This window comes from Achromobacter sp. T5-5, from assembly GCF_055397965.1.
On record NZ_AP027919.1, the window covers coordinates 1,537,848 to 1,557,461 of the forward strand.

Genomic DNA, 19,614 nt, shown 5'->3' on the forward strand with positions numbered 1-19,614 from the left:
CCGGGGCGCAGCGGCCCAGGCCGTGCCTACTTGGGCGCCAGCCACGCGTCTGCGTAGCTATCCACGGCGCCCAGTCCCGTCGTGATGGCGCCGTGCACGCGCTTGTCCAGGAAGGTGGAATAGTTGGTGTCGTCGATCCACGCGAGCGGCACATCTTCGGCCAGGATCTTCTGCACTTCCGTGTACAGCCGCTGGCGTTCCTGGTCCGTCGGCGCGGTGGCGGCCTGGTCGAACAGTTCATCGACCTTGGGATTGCGGTACTGCGAGGTATTGGTGAACGCCAGGCCCTTCTTGATGTTGCTGCTGACGTACGTGCGCGACACGCCGATGGCGGGATCGCCATACTGGAACACGCCGTTGTAGGCCATGTCGAAATCCCAGTTGCCCATGCGCGTGGTCCAGCCGCCCACGTCGGTGCTTTCGATTTCGATGGCGATGCCCACCTTGCCCAGGCTCTGCTTGGTGTATTCGGCGATGCGGCGCTGCATTTCCCCATAGGGATTGGGGATCAGGCCAAGCTTGACGCGCACGCCATTGGCGTCGGGCTTCAGGCCCATCTCGTCCAGCAGCGCGATGGCCTTCTTGGGATCGTACGGGTATTGCCTGACGTTGGGATCGTGGAACCGCGTGTTGCGGTGAAACGGGCCGGTGGACACCGTGCCCATCCCGAACATGATGCGCTTGGCGATGAATTCGCGGTCGATGGCGTACATGACCGCTTGCCGGAAGCGCTTGTCATCCATCGGCTTGCGCGCTTCGTTCATTTCGATCCAGTGCAGTGTGGACCAGTACTCGTAGCCCTTCTGCGTGACGTTGATGTGCGCCAGCTTGGCCACACGGGGCATGTCGAAGGGCTCGATGTCCTGCAGCCAAGCCTGCTGCACGGTCCGCTGCTCCAGCGCCAGGCGGCGCGACGCCGCGTCGGGAATCACGCGGTAGGTGATGCCGTCCAGGTAGGGACGCCCTTCCTTCCAGTAGTGGTCGTTCCTGACCAGTTCGATGTAAGAGCCGCGTTCCCAGCGCTTGAACTTGAATGGCCCTGTGCCGATGGGCGCGTTGTTGTGCGGGTTCTGCGCCAGCGGCGTGTCCACGTCGTACAGGTGCTTGGGCAGGATCACGCCGCCGCCGATATCGAACGCATACAGGAAGGCCGAATAGCGCTCTTTCAGATGAAACACCACCGTGTGCTCGTCCGGCGCGGTGATGTCCTGGATGTAGCGCATCAGCGAGCGCGTGCGCGGCGTGTTGGCCAGGATCTGCTTGTACGAGAACAGCACGTCCGCCGACGTGAATGGCTTGCCGTCGTGCCATTGCGCCTTGGGCTGCAGGTGGAAGGTATAGGTCAACTGATCGTCGGACACCTCCCATGACCGAGCCAGGCTCGGCAGCGGTTTCAGGTCGAAGGAATACGTCAGCAGGCTTTCGTAGATTTTCCCGGCCACCATCTGCGTGGTGCCCACCTGCTGCATCGCGACGTTCAGGTTGGGCGGCTCGGGGTTGAGGATGGCGGTGAGCACGCCGCCGTATTGCGGCTGGGGATCGGCGGCGCTGGCGGCGGGAACGGCGGCAAAGGCGGCGGCGGCCAGCAGCCCCTGCATCAGGGCGCGGCGGACGTTATTGCACTTCAAGGCGAATCTCCTCGGGTGGCGGCCCCGCGATGCCGAAGGCCGCTGCTGCGTAAAATCTTAAGTATCAAATATTGATACTTAAGAATCCAAGTGGACTATGGTGCAGCAGCGCGCCGGGCCGCGCAAGGCGGCCGGCGCTAGGGATTTCCCGTGAAAGGCGGCCGGCTTGCGGGCTCAGTTGCGATTGGGGCGCCCGCTCAGGGCGCGCGCCGCCGAGATCGCCAGCGAGCTGAAGCGCTGGGTGAAGGAGTCAGGCGTCCATTCGGCCAGGAGCCCGGAGATGTGGATGGCCGCCAGGGGGCGCCCGCTGTGGTCGACCACGGCGCTGCCCAGCACGATCTCCCCAACCATGCTTTCCTCCAGGCAGAGGGCATAGCCCTGCATCCGGGCCTCCTGCACGCGTTGGCGGATCACGTCGGGATCGGTGATGGTCTTGGGCGTCAGCGGCCGCATGTCGCTACGCGCCAGGATGTCGTCCACCTCGGCGTCGGTCAGGTGCGCCATCATGGCGCGCCCGCCGGACGACGAAAACGTGGGCATGCGCCGGCCCACCAGCGTGGCGTAGAAGGTCTGGCGCTTGGTCTGGCGGCGCAGCGCATAGACGATGGTCAGGTCGTCGAACAGGCTCAGGTCCACGCGTTCCCCGCATTCCTGCTGGAGCTGTTCCAGGATGGGCGTGGCGCGTTCCAGCAGGGGATGGCTGCGCAGGAAATCAAAGGTCCGGTCCAGGATCTTCTTGCCCAGCACATAGCCGCGCTGGTTGCTGCCGCGTTCCAGGTATCCCAGCGCCACCAGCGTATGCAGCATGCGCTGCGTGGAACTGCGGTCCAGCCCCGACAGTTCCGTCAGCTCGTTGAGGCTGAGCGGGCCGGGGTGATTGGAAAAAGCCTCCAGGATGCCGAAGCCTTTCGCCAGGGATTGGTTGAACCGGGTCTCGGTTGTGGCCATGTTGATTTCTCCGTTCGTCTTGTTATGTGCGGCCTTGCAAGCCCCGTTGCTACAGCGCGCGGATACGCACTGTAGCGGCAAGCATTTTCCGACAGGTCCTAGGGAAATTACCCATGGATGTCGTATTGCTGCGCGCTTGTTCGAACTCTATCATGCCAAATATAGATATCTAAGTATCAATTATTGATACTTATATTTGAGCGATTTCATACTCGAAAAGGGGAATGCAATGACCGCCGTCGCAGCAGCCAGCCTGGACCAGGCCCGAATCGCCGAAGCCGTGGCCGGACTTCGCCAGTACATGACCGACGCGCTCACGGGTTTCGTGCAGTGCCGCAGCCTGCCCGGTCAGGAAACGTCCGCCGCCGAATTTCTGGAGGGCGCGCTGGCCGACCTGGGCCTCACGTCCGAGCGCATCGTGCTGCGCACCGAAGAACTCAAGAACCTGCCGCTGTATTCCCCCGCCTGCTGCCCCGACGGCGGCCGCTACAACGTGCTGGCGCGGCACGAACCCCGCAGCGCCGGCGGCCGGGCCGTACTGTTCAACGGCCACCTGGACGTGGTGCCCACCGGCCCGCACGAATTGTGGGATCCCGCGCCGTTCGACGGCGAACTGCGCGACGGCTGGCTCTATGGCCGCGGCGCAGGCGACATGAAGGCGGGCATCATCTGCGCCCTGGCGGCGTTCAAGGCCCTGCAGGATCTGGGCGTGCAGCCCGCGGGCGCCGTCGGCTTCAATGGCGTGCTGGAAGAGGAAAACACCGGCAACGGCACGCTGGCTACGGTGTCCGCGCTGCAAAGCGCCATCGCCGCCGCCAAGCTCAGCGCGTTCGACGCGGTGGTCATTCCCGAACCCACGCACGAGCGCATGATGAGCGCGCAGCTTGGCGTGTACTGGATGTACGTGGACATCGTGGGCCGGCCGGCGCATGCCGCCTATATGACCACGGGCGTCAATCCGGTCGAAACCGGCCTGCGCATCGTCGACGCCATGAAGCAGTTGGAGCACGAATGGAACCTGCCCGAGAACCGGCATCCGGCCTACCGTGAGCACGCGCATCCCATCAACTTCAACCTGGGCCAGATCCACGCCGGCGACTGGAATTCATCCGTGCCCAGCGTGTGCACGCTGGGCATGCGTGTCGCCTGCTATCCGGACATGACCATCGATGAGGCCAAACGACGGGTCGAAGCGCGCATCCGCGCCGTCGAGGCGGGCCTGACCGACAGCGACGTGCGTATCGATATCCGCTACGAAGGCTTTCACGCGCCAGGCTGCGAGTACGACCTGGACGTTCCCGCCATGCAGTTGCTGGCGGACGCGCACCGCCGCGTAGCGGGCGAACTGCCGCAGCCCACCGCGTTGACCGCCACCACGGACGGCCGCCATTTCCGGCTGATGATGGACGTGCCCGTGACCTGCTACGGCCCGAAGGTGCAGAACGTGCATGGTTTCAACGAATGCGTGTCGGTGGACAGCATGGTGCGCGTGGCGACCTCGCTGGCGCTCTTCATCCATGACTGGTGCGGCGTCGAACCGCTGCAAGCCTGAGTCCATCCGCGATCCTCACTTTTCCTTGGGAAGTCCTGCCATGAATGCCTTCAGTGCCCGCCGCGCCCTGGCGCGCTGCATGCTGGCCGCCGCCAGCTTGCTGCCTTTCGCCGTCTCCCCCTCGCACGCCGCCGAAACCCCGCAATATGGCGGGATCCTGACCGCCATCGTCAATCCGGAGCCGCCCACGCTGAACGTGGCCGTGCAACAGGTGGCCAGCACTCAACTGGTGGCCGGCAAGATCTTTGAAAGCCTGCTGACCTATTCCTTCGACCTGAAGCCGCAGCCTGGCCTGGCCAAGTCCTGGGAGGTTTCGGCGGACCGCCTGACCTACACCTTCCACCTGCAGCCCAAGGTGCAGTGGCATGACGGCAAGCCGTTCTCGTCCGACGATGTCGTGTTCACCTATACCAAGATCCTCGCCAACACGCCCCGCACGCGCACGCTGATGGCGAACGTGCAGGAAATCTCGGCGCCGGATGCGCAGACGGTGGTCTTCAAGCTGAAGCAGCCGTACTCCGCCTTTCTTTATGCCTTCGACATCGGCGGCGGCGCGATCCTGCCCAAGCACCTGTACGACGTCGACACGCCGATCGGCCAGAACCCTAACAACAACGCGCCGGTCGGCACCGGGCCGTTCAAGTTCAAGCGCTGGGAGCGCGGCTCCTACATCGAACTGGTCAAGAACGAGCACTACTGGAAGGAAGGCCGGCCCTACCTGGACGGGATTACCTACCGAGTGATTCCCGATTCCGCATCGCGCCGCGTGGCCTTGGAGCAGGGCACGGTGCTGCAGGCCTGGCTGCAGGATATCGAGCCCGTGGACGTGGCGCGCGTGGCCAAGCTGCCCAGCATCGCGCAGACCCACAAGGGCTACGAATACTGGTCGACGATGCAGTGGATCGAACTGAACGGCGGCCGCCAGCCATTCTCGGACAAGCGCTTCCGCCAGGCGCTGATGTACGGCATCAACCGCCAGTTCATCGTCGACAAGATCATGTTCGGCACGGGCACGGTCGCCACCGGCCCCATCCATCACAACACGCGCTTCTACGATTCCAACGTCAAGTCCTATCCCTACGATCCCAAGAAGGCCATCGCGCTGCTGGATGAAATGGGCCTGAAGCCCGACGCCAAGGGCGTGCGCGCCTCGGTCGGCCTGATTCCGCTGCCTTACGGCGAGATGCAGCGCCGCGTGGCCGAATACGTCAAGCAGAACCTGGCCAAGATCGGCGTGGCGGTGACGCTGGAGAACACCGACGTGGGCGGCTGGACCAGCCGCGTGGGCAACTGGGACTACGACATGGGCTCCAACGGCGTGTTTCAGTACGGCGATCCGGCGATCGGCGTGTCGCGCACGTACTTGGGCAGCAACATCAAGAAGGGGCTGATGTTCACCAATACGTCGCAGTACAACAACCCCAAGGTCGATGCGCTGTTCAACGCCGCCGCCACCGCCGCCACCGATGAAGAACGCCAGAAGCTGTACAGCGAGGTGCAGCGCATCCTGGTGGAAGACGTGCCCGTGCTGTGGATCGCCGACACCAACTATTCGACCCTGCTGAACAAGCGCGTGCATGACGCCGTGACGACCGCGCTGGGCGTCGTCGACACGCAGAGCGACACCTGGCTGTCCAAAGAATGAAGAAGATCGCCAAGTTCCTGGCGAACCGGGTGGTCAAGAGCGTCCTGGTTCTGCTGATGATCGCGCTCTTCAACTTCTTCCTGGTGCGGGCGGCGCCGGGCGACCCGGCCGAGATCCTGGCCGGCCAGTCCGGGGCGGTGGACGCCGAATTCATCGCCAAGCTGCGGCAGGAGTTCGGCCTGGACAAGCCGATCGCGGTGCAGTTGGGCCAATACCTCAAGAACGTCGCTACATTCGACTTGGGGTATTCCTACCGCCAGCAGGCGCCGGTATCCAGCCTGATCCTGGAGCACCTGCCGGCCACCTTGCTGCTGACCCTGTCGGCATTCGCCTTTGCGCTGCTGGCGGGGGTAAGCCTGGGCACGCAGGCCGCGCTGCGCGTCGGGAAGTGGGGCGATACCGTCATCACGACCCTGTCGATGCTGGCCTACGCCACGCCGCTGTTCTGGGTGGGGCTGATGCTGGTGCTGCTCTTTTCCGTGAACCTGGAATGGCTGCCGGCCTTCGGCTATGAAAGCGTCGGCGCCAACCTGACCGGGCTGGCGCGCCTGGCCGACGTGGCCAAGCATCTGCTGCTGCCGGCGCTCACACTGGGCATGTTCTACATGGCGGTCTACGCCCGGCTGACCCGCGCGTCCATCCTGGAAATCAGCCAGCTGGACTTCGTGAAGACGGCGCGCGCCAAGGGCCTGTCCGAACGCACGGTGATCGTGCGCCACGTGCTGCGCAACGCGCTGCTGCCCGTCATTACCTATGCCGGCATCCAGGCGGGCGGGCTGATCGGCGGGTCGCTCCTGGTGGAAACGGTCTTTGCGTGGCCGGGTATCGGCCGGCTGGCGTTCGACGCGCTGATCCAGCGCGACTACAGCGTGCTGCTCGGCGTGTTCTTCGTGGCCTCGCTGATCGTGGTCGTGGTCAACCTCATCACCGACATTCTTTACACGGTGGCGGATCCCAGGATCGAACTCAAATGAAAGCGTTCATGCAATCGTTCTGCCGCAACAAGGGCGGCGTCATGGGCCTGATCGTGGTCGCGCTGGTTGCGCTGGTGGCCATCACCGCGAGCTGGATCTTCCCCGACAGTCCCTGGGACATCATCAACGGCCCATTCATGCCGCCGCTGTCCGAAGGCGCATTGCTCGGCACCGACACGCTGGGGCGCGACATCGCCTCGGGCATCGCCTATGGCTCGCGCGTCACGCTGGTGCTGGCCGCCGTGTCCACGGCGGTGTCGATCCTGCTGGGCATCACCGTCGGCGCGCTGGCCGGGTTCTACGGCGGACGCGTGGACCAGGCCATCGTGGGGTTCATCGAACTGTTCCAGACCATCCCCAGCTTTTTCCTGGCGGTGGTGCTGGTGGCGATCCTGACGCCCAACATGGCCACGGTGATCTTCGCCATCGCCGTGGTGTCCTGGCCGCCGCTGGCGCGGCTGGTCCGCGCCGAATTCATGAGCCTGAAGAACCGCGAGTTCGTCCAGGCGGCGATGCTGTCCGGGCAGTCGAACCTGCGCATCATCCTCACGCAGATCCTGCCCAACAGCCTGTCGCCCGTGATTGTGTCGGGCTCCCTGATGATCGCCAGCTCGATCCTGCTGGAATCGGCGCTGAGCTTCCTCGGCCTGGGCGACCCCAACGCCATGACCTGGGGCTACATCATCGGCGCCTCGCGCAGTGTGCTGCGCGACGCCTGGTGGATGAGCGTGTTTCCCGGCGTGGCGATCCTGATGACGGTGCTGGCGCTCAACCTGATCGGCGAAGCGCTCAACGATGCGCTCAACCCCAAACTGGCCCGCAGGAGGACGACGTGATGAGCGCGCTGCTGGAAGTCCGTGATCTCAGCGTAACGGCCGCCCATGGCGGTCCGACGGTGGTGCAGGGCGTGTCCTACACCGTGAACCGCAACGAGATCCTGTGCGTGGTGGGCGAGTCCGGCTCGGGCAAATCGGTCACCGCGCACGCCATCATGGGACTGCTGCCGGCTGACCAGCTGAGCGTCACGCAGGGGCAGATCCTGTATGGCGGGCACGACCTGGTCCACCTGTCGCCCACCGACTGGTACGGCCTGCGGGGCCGGTCCTTCGGCATGGTCTTCCAGGAACCCATGACGGCGCTCAACCCCATCATGCGGGTGGGCCGCCAGGTCGACGAGGTGCTCGAGCGCCACACCAACCTGGGCGCCGCCGCCCGCAAGCAGCGCGTGCTGGACCTGTTCGGCCAGGTGTTGCTGCCCGATCCGCAGGCCATGTACGACGCCTATCCGTTCCAGCTCTCGGGCGGCCAGCGCCAGCGGGTGGTGATCGCGATGGCCCTGGCCCTGGAGCCGGACGTGCTGATCGCCGACGAGCCCACGACCGCGCTGGACGTCACCACGCAGGCGCAGATCCTGGACCTGATCAAGGATATCCAACGGCGCATGGGCATCGGCGTCATCTTCATCACCCACGATTTCGGCGTGGTGGCCGATATTGCCCACCGCATCGTGGTGATGCGCAAGGGGACGGTGGTGGAAGCGGGCGCCGCCGAGGACATCCTGAACCGTCCGCAGCACCCCTATACGCGCCAGCTCATCGCCGCGGTGCCGCACAAGCCGCAAGGCAAGGACGAGGCCGCCGCCGCGCAACCGCTGATGGTGGTGAAGAACCTGTGCAAGACTTTCGCCACGGGCGGGCGGCGCGTCGATGCGCTGCGCGACATTTCGCTGGAGATCCGCCAGGGGGAAACGCTGGGGCTCGTCGGGGAGTCCGGTTCGGGCAAGTCCACGCTGGGCCGCACGCTGATCGGGCTGATCGCGCCCGACAGCGGCAGCGTACGCATGGAGGGCCAGGAGCTCGTGGGCATGAAGCCGCGCGATTTCCGTCCGTACCGCCGCCAGATCCAGATGGTGTTCCAGGATCCCTACGCGTCGCTCAATCCGCGCCATCGCGTCATCGAGGCCGTGGCGCAGGGGCCGATCGCCTTCGGCGAAAACCGCAGGACCGCACTGCGCGAGGCGCGCGAACTGCTGGAATTGGTGGGCCTGGGCGGCGATGCCGGCGACCGGTATCCGCACCAGTTCTCGGGCGGGCAGCGTCAGCGGGTGGGCATCGCGCGCGCGCTGGCGCTCAAGCCGCGGCTGCTGGTCGCCGACGAGGCGGTGTCGGCGCTGGATGTGTCGATTCAGGCCCAGGTGCTGGACCTGCTCAAGACCGTGAGCGGGCAGTTCGACCTGTCGGTGCTGTTCATCACCCATGACCTGCGCGTCGCCGCCCAGATCTGCGACCGCATCGCGGTGATGCGCCAAGGGCAACTGGTGGAGCTGGATCGCGCCGCCACGATTTTCTATCACCCCCAACATGAATACACGCGCCGCCTGATCGATTCGGTGCCGGGCAAGGCCTGGAACAAGCCCGATCTGGATGCGCTGTCGGATCCCTCGACCAGGAGCAAGCAGTATGCGTGACACCGAGTATCAGTTGCTGGACGGGCTGGCGCTGGCCGGCCTGCTGGCCCGGCGCGAAGTCCGCGCCGAAGACCTGATGGCCTGCGCCATCAAGCTGGCGCGGGAACGCGCGCCGGCGATGAACGCGCTGTGCTACGAGCGCTATGAGGAATCGCTGGACGTGGCGCGGGATTGGCAGCCGCGGGGGGCGTTCGGCGCCATCCCCTTCCTGCTGAAGGATTCCGGCCTGGCGCACACGCGCTTTCCGTCCAGCCTGGGTTCGCGCCTGCTCAACGACACGGCCTATGCGCGCAATGCCACGCTGGCCGACCGGTTCGAGGCCGCCGGCCTGATTCCGTTTGCGCGCACGACCGTGCCGGAATTCTGCATGGCGCCCACCACCGAGGCGGCGCGCAACGGCGGCCCCACCCGCAATCCCTGGGATCCGACCCGCTCGTCCGGCGGATCCAGCGGCGGCGCGGCGGCGGCGGTGGCCGCGGGGATCGTGCCCCTGGCCCATGGCAGCGACGGCGGCGGCTCGATCCGGATCCCGGCGGCCGCCTGTGGCGTCTATGGCTTGAAGGTCTCGCGCGGGCGCGTGCCGATGGGGCCGTTCCGCGGCGAAGGCTGGGGCGGCCTGGCGACGGACGGCGTGCTGTCGCGGTCGGTGCGCGACACGGCCGCGGCGCTGGACGCCATCGGCGGCCATGAACCGGGCGCGCCTTACACGGCACCCGCAGGCCCGGCTTCGTACCTGAAGGTCCTGGACGAATCACCGCGCAAGCTGCGCATCGCCCTGTGGCGCGACGCCTGGAACGGCATTCCGGTGGCGCCCGAATGCGTCGCGGCAGTGGAGCGGGCGGCCGTGCTGTGCCGCGAGCTCGGACACGAGGTGGTGGACAGCGCGCCGCCGGACATCGAATACGAGGCGTTCGTGCTGGCCCACGCCAACGTGCTGGCCGGCAATATCGTGCTGTCGGTCGACACGCGCCTGGGGCTGTCCGGCCAGCCGCTGCGCGACGGCGACCTGGAACCCGTCCTGCGCGAGGGATATGAATACGGCAAGACGCTGCCGGCGGCGCACTACATCGCCAGCGTGAACCGGTTCCACGCCATCGGCCGCATCCTTGACGGCTACGTGCAGGGCTACGACGCCATCCTGTCCCCGTCGCTCACGCAGCTTCCCCTGAAGCTTGGCGAGCTCTCGACCGCCAAGGGCTCGTTCCTGGACTTCCGCCGCAAGGTCGCCACCTACGGCACGTTCTCGGCGGCGTTCAATGCGTCCGGGCAGCCCGCAGCCAGCCTGCCGCTGGTCTGGACCGAGGCCGGTCTTCCGGTGGGCGTGCAGGTGGTCGGCCGCTACGGCCGTGAAGACCTGGTGCTGGCGCTGTCGGCCCAACTGGAAGCGGCCCAGCCCTGGGCGGGGCGGATCGCCGTTCCCAGGGCGGCCTGAAGGCCGCGGCGGCGGGGCGCAGGCCGTTCTGCCCCGCCCGCATCGGCCGTACAACGGAGGTCGCCAACGGGCCCTACGCCGTTCGGCATCGTCTGAATGGATAGGATACCGGCCGTTGCAAGACCTTTCTTCGATTCCCCCGTAAAATCACCCCATTCAGCAGGACTTCAACCATCTCTCAATAGACAGTACCTAAGGAGGACCACTCATGGCCCTAGTCTCCATGCGCCAGTTGCTCGACCACGCCGCCGAGCACGGCTACGGCATTCCGGCTTTCAACGTCAACAACCTGGAACAGGTCCAGGCCATCATGGAAGCCGCGGCGGAGACCGATAGCCCGGTGATCATGCAGGCCTCGGCCGGCGCGCGCAAATACGCGGGCGAAGGCTTCCTGAAGTACCTGATTCAGGCCGCCGTTGAGTCCTACCCGCACATCCCCGTGGTCATGCACCAGGATCACGGCCAGTCGCCCAAGGTCTGCCAAGGCGCCATCGACCTGGGCTTCTCCAGCGTCATGATGGACGGTTCGCTCAAGGAAGACGGCAAGACCATCGCCGACTACGACTACAACGTCGAAGTCACCAAGAAGGTCGTGGACATCGCGCACAAGCTGGGCGTGACCGTCGAAGGCGAACTGGGCTGCCTGGGTTCCCTGGAAACCATGGAAGGCGACAAGGAAGACGGCCACGGCGCCGACGGCAAGCTGACCATGGACCAGCTGCTGACCGATCCGGAGCAGGCCGCCGACTTCGTGCGCCGCACCCAGCTCGACGCCCTGGCCATCGCCATCGGCACCAGCCACGGCGCCTACAAGTTCACGCGCAAGCCCACCGGCGACATCCTGTCGATCTCCCGCATCAAGGAAATCCACGCCCGCCTGCCCAACACCCACCTGGTGATGCACGGCAGCTCCAGCGTGCCGCAGGAACTGCTGGCCGAGATCCGTGAATTCGGCGGCAACATGAAGGAAACCTACGGCGTGCCCGTCGAGGAAATCCAGGAAGCCATCAAGTACGGCGTGCGCAAGATCAATATCGACACCGATATCCGTCTGGCCATGACCGGCGCCATCCGCCGCTTCTTCGCCGAGAACCCCGAAAAGTTCGACCCGCGCGAATACCTCAAGCCGGCCCGCGCCGCCGCCAAGGCGATCTGTGTCGCTCGCTACACGGAATTCGGCACCGCCGGCAACGCCAGCAAGATCAAGCCGCTGCCGCTGACCGAAGTCGCCGCGCAATACGCGTCGGGCAAGCTGGCTCAGGTGGTTCAGTAAGCGTCTTGCCAGTGCTCCGCCTGCGGGCGGAGCATGCGGAAAAGGCTGGTCCCGAGGGACCAGCTTTTTTTTGCGCGGCAGCAGCCGATGGCGCTATTGCGGCGCATTCCTCGGAAAATTCGGCACCGTGCGATCCACGTGATGCCACGAAGGCGCCGAATCCGTCCACAGGCTGACCTTGGCGTGGAACGCTTCCGGATCATCCAGCGACCCCGCGCGCACCACTTCATAACCCATGCCCTCCGAGCCGCCGAACAGCGGCGTCCCACAGGCGGGGCAGAAACTGCGCATGACCGAGTGGCCGGAGTCTCCCTGGTAGCGGTGCTCCTTGGGCTGGCCGCGCAGCAGCGTCACCGTGCCCGCCGGGAAGATCAGCGCATGGGCCGGGGCGCCGCCGCTGGAATATTGGCAGTCCCGGCAATGACAGGTGGCGGCCGTGATGGGTTCGTCGGTGAGGGCGTAGCGGATGGCGCCGCATTGGCAGCCGCCTGTCATGTGTACCTGCGCGTCGGCGTGGGGCATGCGCTTGGGGGAAGCATCCTGCATACGGCTTTGTCTCCGGGCGGTGGGTTGCGCCGTGACGCCTGGGGCGGCCGGCGCGAATAATGGGTGGGAATAAAGCCTAACCCGGCCCTCGGCCAGCGGCAAGGCGAACTTATTTGCAGTAATCTATGCGCTTTGCGGGGGCCGCTCCCGCACAGTGTCCGATTTCGTTCTACTTCCCGCCCTGGCGCCCGCCCGCGGCGGGAATGTTCATTTTTGCCATAGGCCATTCCCGTGACTTCTGCTTTGCATGAATCCAGCATCAAGTCCTTGCCGCTGCTGGGCCGCGGTAAGGTGCGCGATATGTACGCCGTCGGCGACGACAAATTGCTGATCGTCGCGTCGGATCGTATCTCCGCCTTCGATGTGATCCTTGACGACCCCATTCCCGGCAAGGGACAGGTGCTGACCGAGTTGACCGAGTTCTGGTTGCAGAAGCTGGCCCATATCCTGCCCAACCACTCCACCGGCGTGAAGCCCGAGGACGTCGTGGCGCCCGATGAGGTGGACCAGGTGCGCGGCCGTGCCGTGGTGGTCAAGCGCCTGAAGCCCATCCTGGTGGAAGCGGTCGCCCGCGGCTACCTGATCGGTTCCGGCTGGAAGGATTACCAGGCCACCGGCGCCGTGTGCGGCATCAAGCTGCCGGCCGGGCTGCAGCAGGCCAGCAAGCTGCCCGAACCGATTTTCACGCCGGCGGCCAAGGCCGAGTTCGGCATGCACGACGAAAACGTGGATTTCGCGCATGTGGTCAAGGAAGTCGGCCAGGAAATGGCCGAGCGCATCCGCGACGTCACGCTCAAGCTCTACGCCGAGGCCGCAGCCTTCGCGGCGACCAAGGGCATCATCATCGCCGACACCAAGTTCGAGTTTGGCCTGGACGATGACGGCACGCTGCACCTGATGGACGAAGTCCTGACGCCCGATTCGTCGCGCTTCTGGCCGGCGGACGGCTATCGCGTGGGCATCAGCCCGCCGTCGTTCGACAAGCAGTTCGTGCGCGACTGGCTCGAGACCCAGACCTGGGACAAGACGCCGCCCGCGCCGCGCCTGCCCAAGGACGTGCTGGACAAGACGGCGGCCAAGTACCGCGAAGCGCTGGACCGCCTGATCGCTTGATGTTTGCCTGATGTTTGCCTGATCGGTCGCCCGACCGATCGCGCTCGATGAAACCCGCTCTGCATCCAGAGCGGGTTTTTTTTGCCTGATCCCCGTCGCGGCAAGGGGAAACCCGGGGCTTGGAATGCCAATTATTTCGGATTGTTACGCTATACTCGTCCGCGCTTGGTTCGGGACATCCGTGATAAGGAGCGCCGCATGGTGATGATGTTGCCTTTTGTGACTGGGACGCTGGCGGTGTGGTTCGGGTTGACGGGCAGGCGCCGTCCCTGCGTGACGTTCTGGCTGCTCACCCTGGCGCTCTTTGCCGCCTGGTGCCAATACCACATGACCAGTCCGCTGGCTCTCTCCCTGTGACGCGCGGACGATGATCTTTTCCCTCAACCCCGCGCGCGGCTCGCGCATCCTGAACGCGCTGGCCCTCCTGGGCGTCAGCGCCATCCTCTGCATGGCCTTCGTTTGGCAGTTCGCGTATGACGAATTGCCGTGCCCGCTCTGCCTGCTGCAACGCGTGGCGCTGATGCTTGCCGGCGTCGGGTTCCTGCTCAACCTGCGACTGGGGCCCTCGCCCATGCACTATGCGATGAGCATCGCGGGGGCGATGGGCGGCATGGTCGCCTCGGGGCGCCAGGTCCTGCTGCACATCGCGCCCGGCGATCCGGGCTACGGCACGCCGTTGCTCGGCCTGCATTTCTATACGTGGGCCTTCATCGCCTTCGCGGGCATCATCGCGTTCTGCGTCGTCATGCTGTGCGTCGACCGGAAATGGGGCGACAGCATGCTGAAAAAGCCGGTATCAGCGCTGGGCATGGTGATCATGGCCCTGTTTTTTGTCGTGGTCCTGGCCAACGCCGGCAGCACCACGCTGCAGTGCGGCTTCGGGCCTTGCCCGGACGATCCGGTCAGCTATCTTTGGCTGGACAGGGCGGCCGCGCAGTAGCGGTCCGCGGACGCCGGGTAAAATAGCGGGTTTCGCGGGCGGGTTCCGCGCTTTCCTGACATGTCGCGGCGCGCGCGCCGCGGTTCAACTTCTAGACACCGGTTATGACAGACCAGACTTCCGCAGCGGCGCAGGCCACCCCCGTGGTGGGCGTGATTATGGGATCTTCCAGCGATTGGGAGGTCATGAAGCACGCGGTGACGATGCTGGAGGAGTTCGGCGTGGCCTACGAGGCGCGCGTGATCTCCGCGCACCGTATGCCGCAGGACATGGCCGAATACGGCGCCGCGGCGCATCAGCGCGGCCTGCGCGGCATCATCGCCGGCGCCGGCGGCGCGGCGCACCTGCCGGGCATGATGGCGGCCCTGACCGAAGTGCCGGTGTTCGGCGTGCCGGTGCCCTCCAAGTACCTGCGCGGCGAAGATTCGCTGCTGTCCATCGTGCAGATGCCCAAGGGCGTGCCGGTGGCCACCTTCGCCATCGGCGAAGCGGGCGCGGCCAATGCCGCGCTGCACGTGATCGCCACGCTGGCGGGCACCGACGCGGGACTGCACGAAAAGCTGGTGGCGTTCCGCGCCCGCCAGACGCAGGCCGCGCGCGATATGAAGGTTCCGCCCGAGGCCTGATGCGAATGACTCAATCGACTCCTTTCATGATCGCGCCCGGCGGCTGGCTGGGCATGCTGGGCGGCGGCCAGTTGGGCCGCATGTTCTGCCACGCGGCGCAAAGCCTGGGCTACAAGGTCGCGGTGCTGGACCCGGCGGCCGAGTGCCCCGCGGGCATGGTCGCGGACCTGCACATCCAGGCAGCCTATGACGACGAGGCCGGCCTCGCGCAGTTGGCGCAGACCTGCCAGGCCGTCACCACCGAATTCGAGAACGTCCCCGCGGACAGCCTGCGCGCGCTGGCGACCCGCTGCCGCGTCAGCCCGGCGGGCGACGCCGTGGCCATCGTGCAGGACCGCATCGCCGAGAAGACCTTCATCGCCGCGCAAGGCATTCCGGTCGCGCCGCACGCCGCCATCCGCAGCGAAGCCGATCTGCATGCCGCGTCCGATGTGCTCTTTCCCGGCATCCTGAAGGTCGCCCGCCTGGGCTATGACGGCAAGGGCCAGGCCCGCATCGACACGCGCGAAGAAGCGCTGGCCGCTTTCGCCGAATTCGGCGGCGTGGCCTGCGTGCTGGAAGCGCTGATGCCGCTGGACTATGAAATCTCTGTCGTGCTTGCGCGCGGCTTCGACGGCGCGAGCGTGGTGTTTCCCGTGGCCCGCAACGTGCATCGCGACGGCATCCTGGCCGTGTCCACCGCCGCACCCGTGCAGCAGGACGCCGCCCACGCCGAACGCCAGGCGCGCGCCACCGAGGCGGCGCAGGCCATCGCGCAGGGCCTGGGCTACCACGGGGTGCTGTGCGTGGAGTTTTTCGTGCTCAAGGACGGCAGCCTCATCGTCAACGAGATCGCGCCGCGGCCGCACAACAGCGGCCACTACACGATCGACGCCTGCGTCACCAGCCAGTTCGAGCAGCAGGCGCGCGCCATGGCCGGCCTGCCGCTGGGCGGCACGGACCTGCTGGCGCCCGCCGTCATGCTGAACATCCTGGGTGACATCTGGTACGCCAACGACACCGACACCGCGCAGCGCGAGCCTGATTGGGCGGCGGCGCTGGCGGTGCCGTCGGCCAAGCTGCACCTGTACGGCAAGCGCGAGGCGCGCCGCGGCCGCAAGATGGGCCACGTCACCATCGTGGCGGCCACCCTGCAAGCGGCCCGCGCCGATGCCGCCCGCGTGGCGGCCGCGCTGGGCATGCAGGCGCCCGAGTAACCCACGCCGATCCGATGTCCCAACCCACGCCCGACTCCGCCAGCGCCGCGGAAATCGCCCACGCCGCCCAGCGCATGCTGGACGGCGAGCTGGCCGCCTTTCCGACCGAGACCGTGTACGGCCTGGGCGCGGATGCCGAAAACCCGCAAGCGGTCGCCAAGATCTACGCGGCCAAGGGCCGGCCCTCCAATCACCCCGTCATCGTGCACATCGCCCCGCAGGGCGACGTGGCGTACTGGGCCGCGCAGGTGCCGCCCGAAGCGCGGCTGCTGATCGACGCGTTCTGGCCCGGTCCGCTGACCCTGATCCTCAAGCGCGCGCCGCACATCGTCGACACCGTGAGCGGTGGCCAGGACAGCATCGGTATCCGCTGTCCGTCGCATCCGGTGGCGCAGGCGCTGCTGGCGGCGTTCGCGGCCGGCAAGCCGAACGGGCAGGGCGGCGTGGCCGCGCCGTCCGCCAACAAGTTCGGCCAGGTCTCGCCCACCCGCGCCGAGCACGTGCGCAACGAGTTTCCCGACGAAGTCGCGGCCGGCATGCCCGTGCTGGAAGGCGGCGCATCGGAAGTGGGCATTGAGTCCACCATCCTCGATCTGTCGCGCCTGGATCGCGGCGCCGGCCCCGTGCTGCTGCGGCCCGGCCACATCAGCGCCGCGCAGATCGAAGCCGTGCTGGGCGTGCAGGTCTTCGCGCCGGACGCCGCGGCGCCGCGCGCCTCGGGCACGCTGAAGGCGCACTACGCGCCGCGCACGCCGCTGGAACTGGCCAGCGACGCGCGCATGCAGGACGTGCTGCAGGGGCGCAACCTGCCCGAAGGCCGCGTGGTGCTGGTGGCCTATGGCCCGCCGCCCGCCGCGGTCGATGCCCGCGTGCAATGGCAGCCGGTGCCGGCGGACCCGGCGCGGTATGCGCAGGCGCTGTACGGCCTGCTGCGCGATCTGGACGGACAGGGCTATGCGCGCATCATCGTGCAGGCGCCGCCCGCCACCGATGATTGGCACGCGGTCAATGACCGCATCGGCCGCGCGGCCGCAGCCTTCACGCTGGATACGACCGGCCTGTAGCCTGGTCCGGCATGGCCTGGCCGATCACGCGGCCAGGAATTCTCCGATTCGTTCGACGGCCTGCCGCAAGGGCGGCAGGAATTCGTCTTTCAGGCGATCGAGCGGCACGCGCGCGGCCTTGACGCTGACGTTAACGGCCCCGCAAGCCTTGCCGCTGGCCGAGCGCACGGCCACTGAAATTGCGCGCACGTTCAGTTCCAGTTCCTGGTCGACCACCGCATAGCCCTGCTCGCGGATGCGGGCGAGTTCCGCGCGCAGGCGGGCCTCGCTGGTCAGCGTGAATTCCGTGTAGGGCTGCAGGTCGGTCGTCGCGAAATACCGGGCCAGCGCCGGCTCGGGCAATTCCGCCAGCAGCACGCGCCCGATCGACGTGCAATACGCCGGCAGGCGGCTGCCCAGGCCCATCGAGGTCGCCAGCAGGCGGTTCACTTCCGAGCGCGCCAGATACAGCATCTCGTGCCCCTCCATGATGGCCAGCGCGCAGGTTTCGTTCACCGTGGCGCTCAACTCTTCCAGCACGGGCTGCGCCAGCGACACGAACGGCGTCGAGGAAAAGTAGGCGTAGCCCAGTCCCAGGATGCGGGGCGTCAGCACGTAGAGCCGGCCGTGTTGTTCGGCCATGCCCAGCAGGATCAGCGTGTGCAGGCAGCGCTGCACCACGGCGCGCGGCAGGCCGGCGCGCCGGCTCAGCTCGGCGGCGGTCTGCGGATGGCGGCGCGTGCCGAAGGCGCGGATCACATGCAGCCCGCGGGCCAGCGTCAGCATGTAGTCCGGATCGCCGCGCAACTGGTCGGGATGGTCTTCGGCCGCGGGCGGCGCAGCGTAGCCGGGAGGAGGGAGGTTGGGCAGCATCAGCCTGCGCGCAGCGGCGCGCCGGTGCGCGCCTGCAGTTCGGTCAGAGTCATGCCGTCGATCATATCCCGGACCACCAGCCCGTCCGGCGTGACGTCGATGACGGCGAGGTCCGTGTAGATCCGGTCCACCACGCCGGCGCCGGTGAGCGGATAGGTGCAGCGCTGGACGATCTTGGGATCGCCGTTCTTGCTGTTGTGTTCCATCATGATGAACACGCTGCGCGCGCCCACGGCCAGGTCCATCGCGCCGCCCACGGCCGGCGCTTCGCCCGGCTTGTCGAGCGACCAGTTGGCCAGGTCGCCGTTCTCGGCGACCTGCATGCCGCCCATGACGCAGATGTCCAGGTGGCCGCCGCGCATCATCGCGAACGAGTCCGCGTGATGAAAGTACGATCCGCCCCGCAGCAGCGTCACGGGCTGCTTGCCGGCATTGATGAGGTCCAGGTTGATGTCGGCCTCGGCCGGGGGCGGGCCCATGCCCAGGATGCCGTTTTCGCTGTGCAGCACGATCTCGCGATCGTCGGGCAGATGGGCCGCCACCAGCACCGGCATGCCGATGCCCAGGTTCACGTAGCTGCCGTCGGGGATGTCCAGGGCCAGGCGGCGCGCCATGGCTTCGCGGGTCAGGGGACGAAACATGCGGGTTCCTTTACGCGGGATGGCGTTAGCTGGAAAAGGCGGCGTTGGGCACTTCCGTGACGCGCTTGACGAAGATGCCAGGCGTCACCACCGCCTCGGGGGGCAACTCGCCCAGTTCGGCCTTGGCGCGCACCTGCACGATGGTGGTCTTGGCCGCCATGCACATGATGGGCCCGAAGTTGCGCGCGCTCATGTTGTAGGTGAGATTGCCCCAGCGATCGCCGCGGTCCGCCTTGACCAGCGCGAAGTCGCCATGCAGGGGCTCCTCGAACACGTGGCCGCGGCCGTTGATGATGCGGGTCTCCTTGCCGCGGGCGAGGTCCGTGCCATAGGCGGTGGGGGTGAAGAAGCCGCCCAGTCCCGCGCCGGCCGCGCGCAGCCGTTCGGCGATGGTGCCCTGGGGCACGCATTCCAGGTCGATGCGGCCCTCGCGGTAGAACGCGTCGAAGACCCAGGAATGGGACGCCTTGGGAAACGAGCAGATGACCTTGCGTACGCGTCCGGCCTTGATCAGCGCCGCCAGGCCGGTGTCGCGATTGCCGGCGTTGTTGCTGACCACGGTCAGGTCGCGCGCCCCCTGGTCGATGAGCGCGTGGATCAGTTCGGTGGGCATGCCGGCGCCGCCGAACCCGCTGATCAGCACGGTGGCGCCGTCATGGATGTCCGCGACGGCCGCCGCGGGGGTGTCGATGAACTTGTCGATCATGGGAGCTCCGG

At 66.7% G+C, this 19,614-nt stretch carries 19 protein-coding genes; 13 read left to right on the plus strand and 6 right to left on the minus strand.

Annotated features, from left to right (window positions below; translation table 11 throughout):
- Window positions 1-26: 26 nt before the first annotated feature.
- Both ACZ50Q_RS06935 and ACZ50Q_RS06940 read right to left on the minus strand, forming a co-directional pair.
- A complete protein-coding gene (locus ACZ50Q_RS06935) occupies window positions 27-1,628 on the minus strand; it encodes an ABC transporter substrate-binding protein (RefSeq protein ID WP_092578748.1) in 1,602 nt (533 codons plus the stop codon).
- 174 nt (window positions 1,629-1,802) lie between these two features.
- The gene (locus tag ACZ50Q_RS06940) at window positions 1,803-2,576 is read right to left on the minus strand and encodes an IclR family transcriptional regulator (RefSeq protein ID WP_092578750.1); all 774 of its coding nucleotides are present in this window, start codon (window positions 2,574-2,576) and stop codon (window positions 1,803-1,805) included.
- Window positions 2,577-2,805: 229 nt separating this feature from the next.
- On the opposite strand from ACZ50Q_RS06940, the gene ACZ50Q_RS06945 reads away from it, so the two are divergent.
- The 7 genes from ACZ50Q_RS06945 to fba all read left to right on the plus strand — a co-directional run bounded on the left by ACZ50Q_RS06945 (window position 2,806) and on the right by fba (window position 11,919).
- The gene (locus ACZ50Q_RS06945; protein WP_092578752.1) at window positions 2,806-4,128 is read left to right on the plus strand and encodes an ArgE/DapE family deacylase; all 1,323 of its coding nucleotides are present in this window, start codon (window positions 2,806-2,808) and stop codon (window positions 4,126-4,128) included.
- A gap of 40 nt (window positions 4,129-4,168) precedes the next feature.
- Window positions 4,169-5,773, plus strand: coding sequence for an ABC transporter substrate-binding protein (locus tag ACZ50Q_RS06950; RefSeq protein WP_464080979.1), 1,605 nt, complete (start codon window positions 4,169-4,171; stop codon window positions 5,771-5,773).
- A complete protein-coding gene (locus tag ACZ50Q_RS06955) occupies window positions 5,770-6,747 on the plus strand; it encodes an ABC transporter permease (protein ID WP_156902727.1) in 978 nt (325 codons plus the stop codon). The genes ACZ50Q_RS06950 and ACZ50Q_RS06955 overlap by 4 nt, the downstream gene beginning before the upstream one ends.
- Entirely contained in the window at window positions 6,744-7,583 is an 840-nt protein-coding gene (locus tag ACZ50Q_RS06960) for an ABC transporter permease (RefSeq protein WP_076515986.1), read from the plus strand. The genes ACZ50Q_RS06955 and ACZ50Q_RS06960 overlap by 4 nt, the downstream gene beginning before the upstream one ends.
- Entirely contained in the window at window positions 7,583-9,214 is a 1,632-nt protein-coding gene (locus ACZ50Q_RS06965) for an ABC transporter ATP-binding protein (RefSeq protein WP_464080980.1), read from the plus strand. Before ACZ50Q_RS06960 ends, ACZ50Q_RS06965 begins: the two co-directional genes overlap by 1 nt.
- A complete protein-coding gene (locus tag ACZ50Q_RS06970) occupies window positions 9,207-10,646 on the plus strand; it encodes an amidase (protein WP_464080981.1) in 1,440 nt (479 codons plus the stop codon). The genes ACZ50Q_RS06965 and ACZ50Q_RS06970 overlap by 8 nt, the downstream gene beginning before the upstream one ends.
- Window positions 10,647-10,854: 208 nt before the next feature.
- Window positions 10,855-11,919 (plus strand): class II fructose-bisphosphate aldolase, encoded by a 1,065-nt coding sequence (gene fba, locus ACZ50Q_RS06975; protein WP_076515979.1) that lies wholly within the window; start codon window positions 10,855-10,857, stop codon window positions 11,917-11,919.
- A gap of 93 nt (window positions 11,920-12,012) precedes the next feature.
- On the opposite strand, the gene ACZ50Q_RS06980 is transcribed toward fba, so the two are convergent.
- Window positions 12,013-12,465, minus strand: coding sequence for a GFA family protein (locus tag ACZ50Q_RS06980; RefSeq protein WP_464080982.1), 453 nt, complete (start codon window positions 12,463-12,465; stop codon window positions 12,013-12,015).
- Window positions 12,466-12,696: 231 nt separating this feature from the next.
- On the opposite strand from ACZ50Q_RS06980, the gene ACZ50Q_RS06985 reads away from it, so the two are divergent.
- The 6 genes from ACZ50Q_RS06985 to ACZ50Q_RS07010 all read left to right on the plus strand — a co-directional run bounded on the left by ACZ50Q_RS06985 (window position 12,697) and on the right by ACZ50Q_RS07010 (window position 17,404).
- Window positions 12,697-13,578, plus strand: a complete 882-nt coding sequence (locus tag ACZ50Q_RS06985; RefSeq protein ID WP_092578764.1) for a phosphoribosylaminoimidazolesuccinocarboxamide synthase — start codon at window positions 12,697-12,699, stop codon at window positions 13,576-13,578.
- A gap of 198 nt (window positions 13,579-13,776) precedes the next feature.
- The gene (locus tag ACZ50Q_RS06990; RefSeq protein ID WP_369825592.1) at window positions 13,777-13,935 is read left to right on the plus strand and encodes a DUF5993 family protein; all 159 of its coding nucleotides are present in this window, start codon (window positions 13,777-13,779) and stop codon (window positions 13,933-13,935) included.
- A gap of 10 nt (window positions 13,936-13,945) precedes the next feature.
- The gene (locus ACZ50Q_RS06995; protein ID WP_464080983.1) at window positions 13,946-14,518 is read left to right on the plus strand and encodes a disulfide bond formation protein B; all 573 of its coding nucleotides are present in this window, start codon (window positions 13,946-13,948) and stop codon (window positions 14,516-14,518) included.
- Window positions 14,519-14,622: 104 nt separating this feature from the next.
- Window positions 14,623-15,144: a 5-(carboxyamino)imidazole ribonucleotide mutase gene (gene purE / locus ACZ50Q_RS07000; protein WP_076515963.1), complete on the plus strand. Its 522-nt coding sequence runs from the start codon at window positions 14,623-14,625 to the stop codon at window positions 15,142-15,144.
- Between the two features lie 5 nt (window positions 15,145-15,149).
- Window positions 15,150-16,340, plus strand: a complete 1,191-nt coding sequence (locus ACZ50Q_RS07005) for a 5-(carboxyamino)imidazole ribonucleotide synthase (RefSeq protein WP_464080984.1) — start codon at window positions 15,150-15,152, stop codon at window positions 16,338-16,340.
- A 14-nt stretch (window positions 16,341-16,354) separates the two neighbouring features.
- A complete protein-coding gene (locus tag ACZ50Q_RS07010; RefSeq protein ID WP_464080985.1) occupies window positions 16,355-17,404 on the plus strand; it encodes an L-threonylcarbamoyladenylate synthase in 1,050 nt (349 codons plus the stop codon).
- Between the two features lie 24 nt (window positions 17,405-17,428).
- Here ACZ50Q_RS07010 and ACZ50Q_RS07015 read toward each other — a convergent pair whose 3' ends face one another.
- From ACZ50Q_RS07015 to ACZ50Q_RS07025, 3 genes are read right to left on the minus strand one after another with little or no spacing between them, the layout of a single operon-like run.
- Window positions 17,429-18,256 (minus strand): IclR family transcriptional regulator domain-containing protein, encoded by an 828-nt coding sequence (locus tag ACZ50Q_RS07015; protein ID WP_092578772.1) that lies wholly within the window; start codon window positions 18,254-18,256, stop codon window positions 17,429-17,431.
- Entirely contained in the window at window positions 18,256-18,897 is a 642-nt protein-coding gene (locus ACZ50Q_RS07020) for a 3-oxoacid CoA-transferase subunit B (RefSeq protein ID WP_076515956.1), read from the minus strand. Before ACZ50Q_RS07020 ends, ACZ50Q_RS07015 begins: the two co-directional genes overlap by 1 nt.
- Window positions 18,898-18,922: 25 nt before the next feature.
- A complete protein-coding gene (locus tag ACZ50Q_RS07025) occupies window positions 18,923-19,603 on the minus strand; it encodes a 3-oxoacid CoA-transferase subunit A (RefSeq protein ID WP_076515954.1) in 681 nt (226 codons plus the stop codon).
- Between the last annotated feature and the right edge of the window lie 11 nt (window positions 19,604-19,614).

Bases quoted from the DNA above. Each gene is read 5' to 3' on its own strand.
- ACZ50Q_RS06940 (WP_092578750.1), bottom strand. From the start codon at position 2,576: ATGGCCACAACCGAGACCCGGTTCAACCAATCCCTGGCGAAAGGCTTC.
- ACZ50Q_RS06945 (WP_092578752.1), top strand. From the start codon at position 2,806: ATGACCGCCGTCGCAGCAGCCAGCCTGGACCAGGCCCGAATCGCCGAA.
- ACZ50Q_RS06950 (WP_464080979.1), top strand. From the start codon at position 4,169: ATGAATGCCTTCAGTGCCCGCCGCGCCCTGGCGCGCTGCATGCTGGCC.
- ACZ50Q_RS06955 (WP_156902727.1), top strand. From the start codon at position 5,770: ATGAAGAAGATCGCCAAGTTCCTGGCGAACCGGGTGGTCAAGAGCGTC.
- ACZ50Q_RS06960 (WP_076515986.1), top strand. From the start codon at position 6,744: ATGAAAGCGTTCATGCAATCGTTCTGCCGCAACAAGGGCGGCGTCATG.
- ACZ50Q_RS06965 (WP_464080980.1), top strand. From the start codon at position 7,583: ATGAGCGCGCTGCTGGAAGTCCGTGATCTCAGCGTAACGGCCGCCCAT.
- ACZ50Q_RS06970 (WP_464080981.1), top strand. From the start codon at position 9,207: ATGCGTGACACCGAGTATCAGTTGCTGGACGGGCTGGCGCTGGCCGGC.
- fba (WP_076515979.1), top strand. From the start codon at position 10,855: ATGGCCCTAGTCTCCATGCGCCAGTTGCTCGACCACGCCGCCGAGCAC.
- ACZ50Q_RS06980 (WP_464080982.1), bottom strand. From the start codon at position 12,465: ATGCAGGATGCTTCCCCCAAGCGCATGCCCCACGCCGACGCGCAGGTA.
- ACZ50Q_RS06990 (WP_369825592.1), top strand. From the start codon at position 13,777: ATGGTGATGATGTTGCCTTTTGTGACTGGGACGCTGGCGGTGTGGTTC.
- ACZ50Q_RS06995 (WP_464080983.1), top strand. From the start codon at position 13,946: ATGATCTTTTCCCTCAACCCCGCGCGCGGCTCGCGCATCCTGAACGCG.
- purE (WP_076515963.1), top strand. From the start codon at position 14,623: ATGACAGACCAGACTTCCGCAGCGGCGCAGGCCACCCCCGTGGTGGGC.
- ACZ50Q_RS07005 (WP_464080984.1), top strand. From the start codon at position 15,150: ATGACTCAATCGACTCCTTTCATGATCGCGCCCGGCGGCTGGCTGGGC.
- ACZ50Q_RS07010 (WP_464080985.1), top strand. From the start codon at position 16,355: ATGTCCCAACCCACGCCCGACTCCGCCAGCGCCGCGGAAATCGCCCAC.
- ACZ50Q_RS07015 (WP_092578772.1), bottom strand. From the start codon at position 18,256: ATGCTGCCCAACCTCCCTCCTCCCGGCTACGCTGCGCCGCCCGCGGCC.
- ACZ50Q_RS07020 (WP_076515956.1), bottom strand. From the start codon at position 18,897: ATGTTTCGTCCCCTGACCCGCGAAGCCATGGCGCGCCGCCTGGCCCTG.
- ACZ50Q_RS07025 (WP_076515954.1), bottom strand. From the start codon at position 19,603: ATGATCGACAAGTTCATCGACACCCCCGCGGCGGCCGTCGCGGACATC.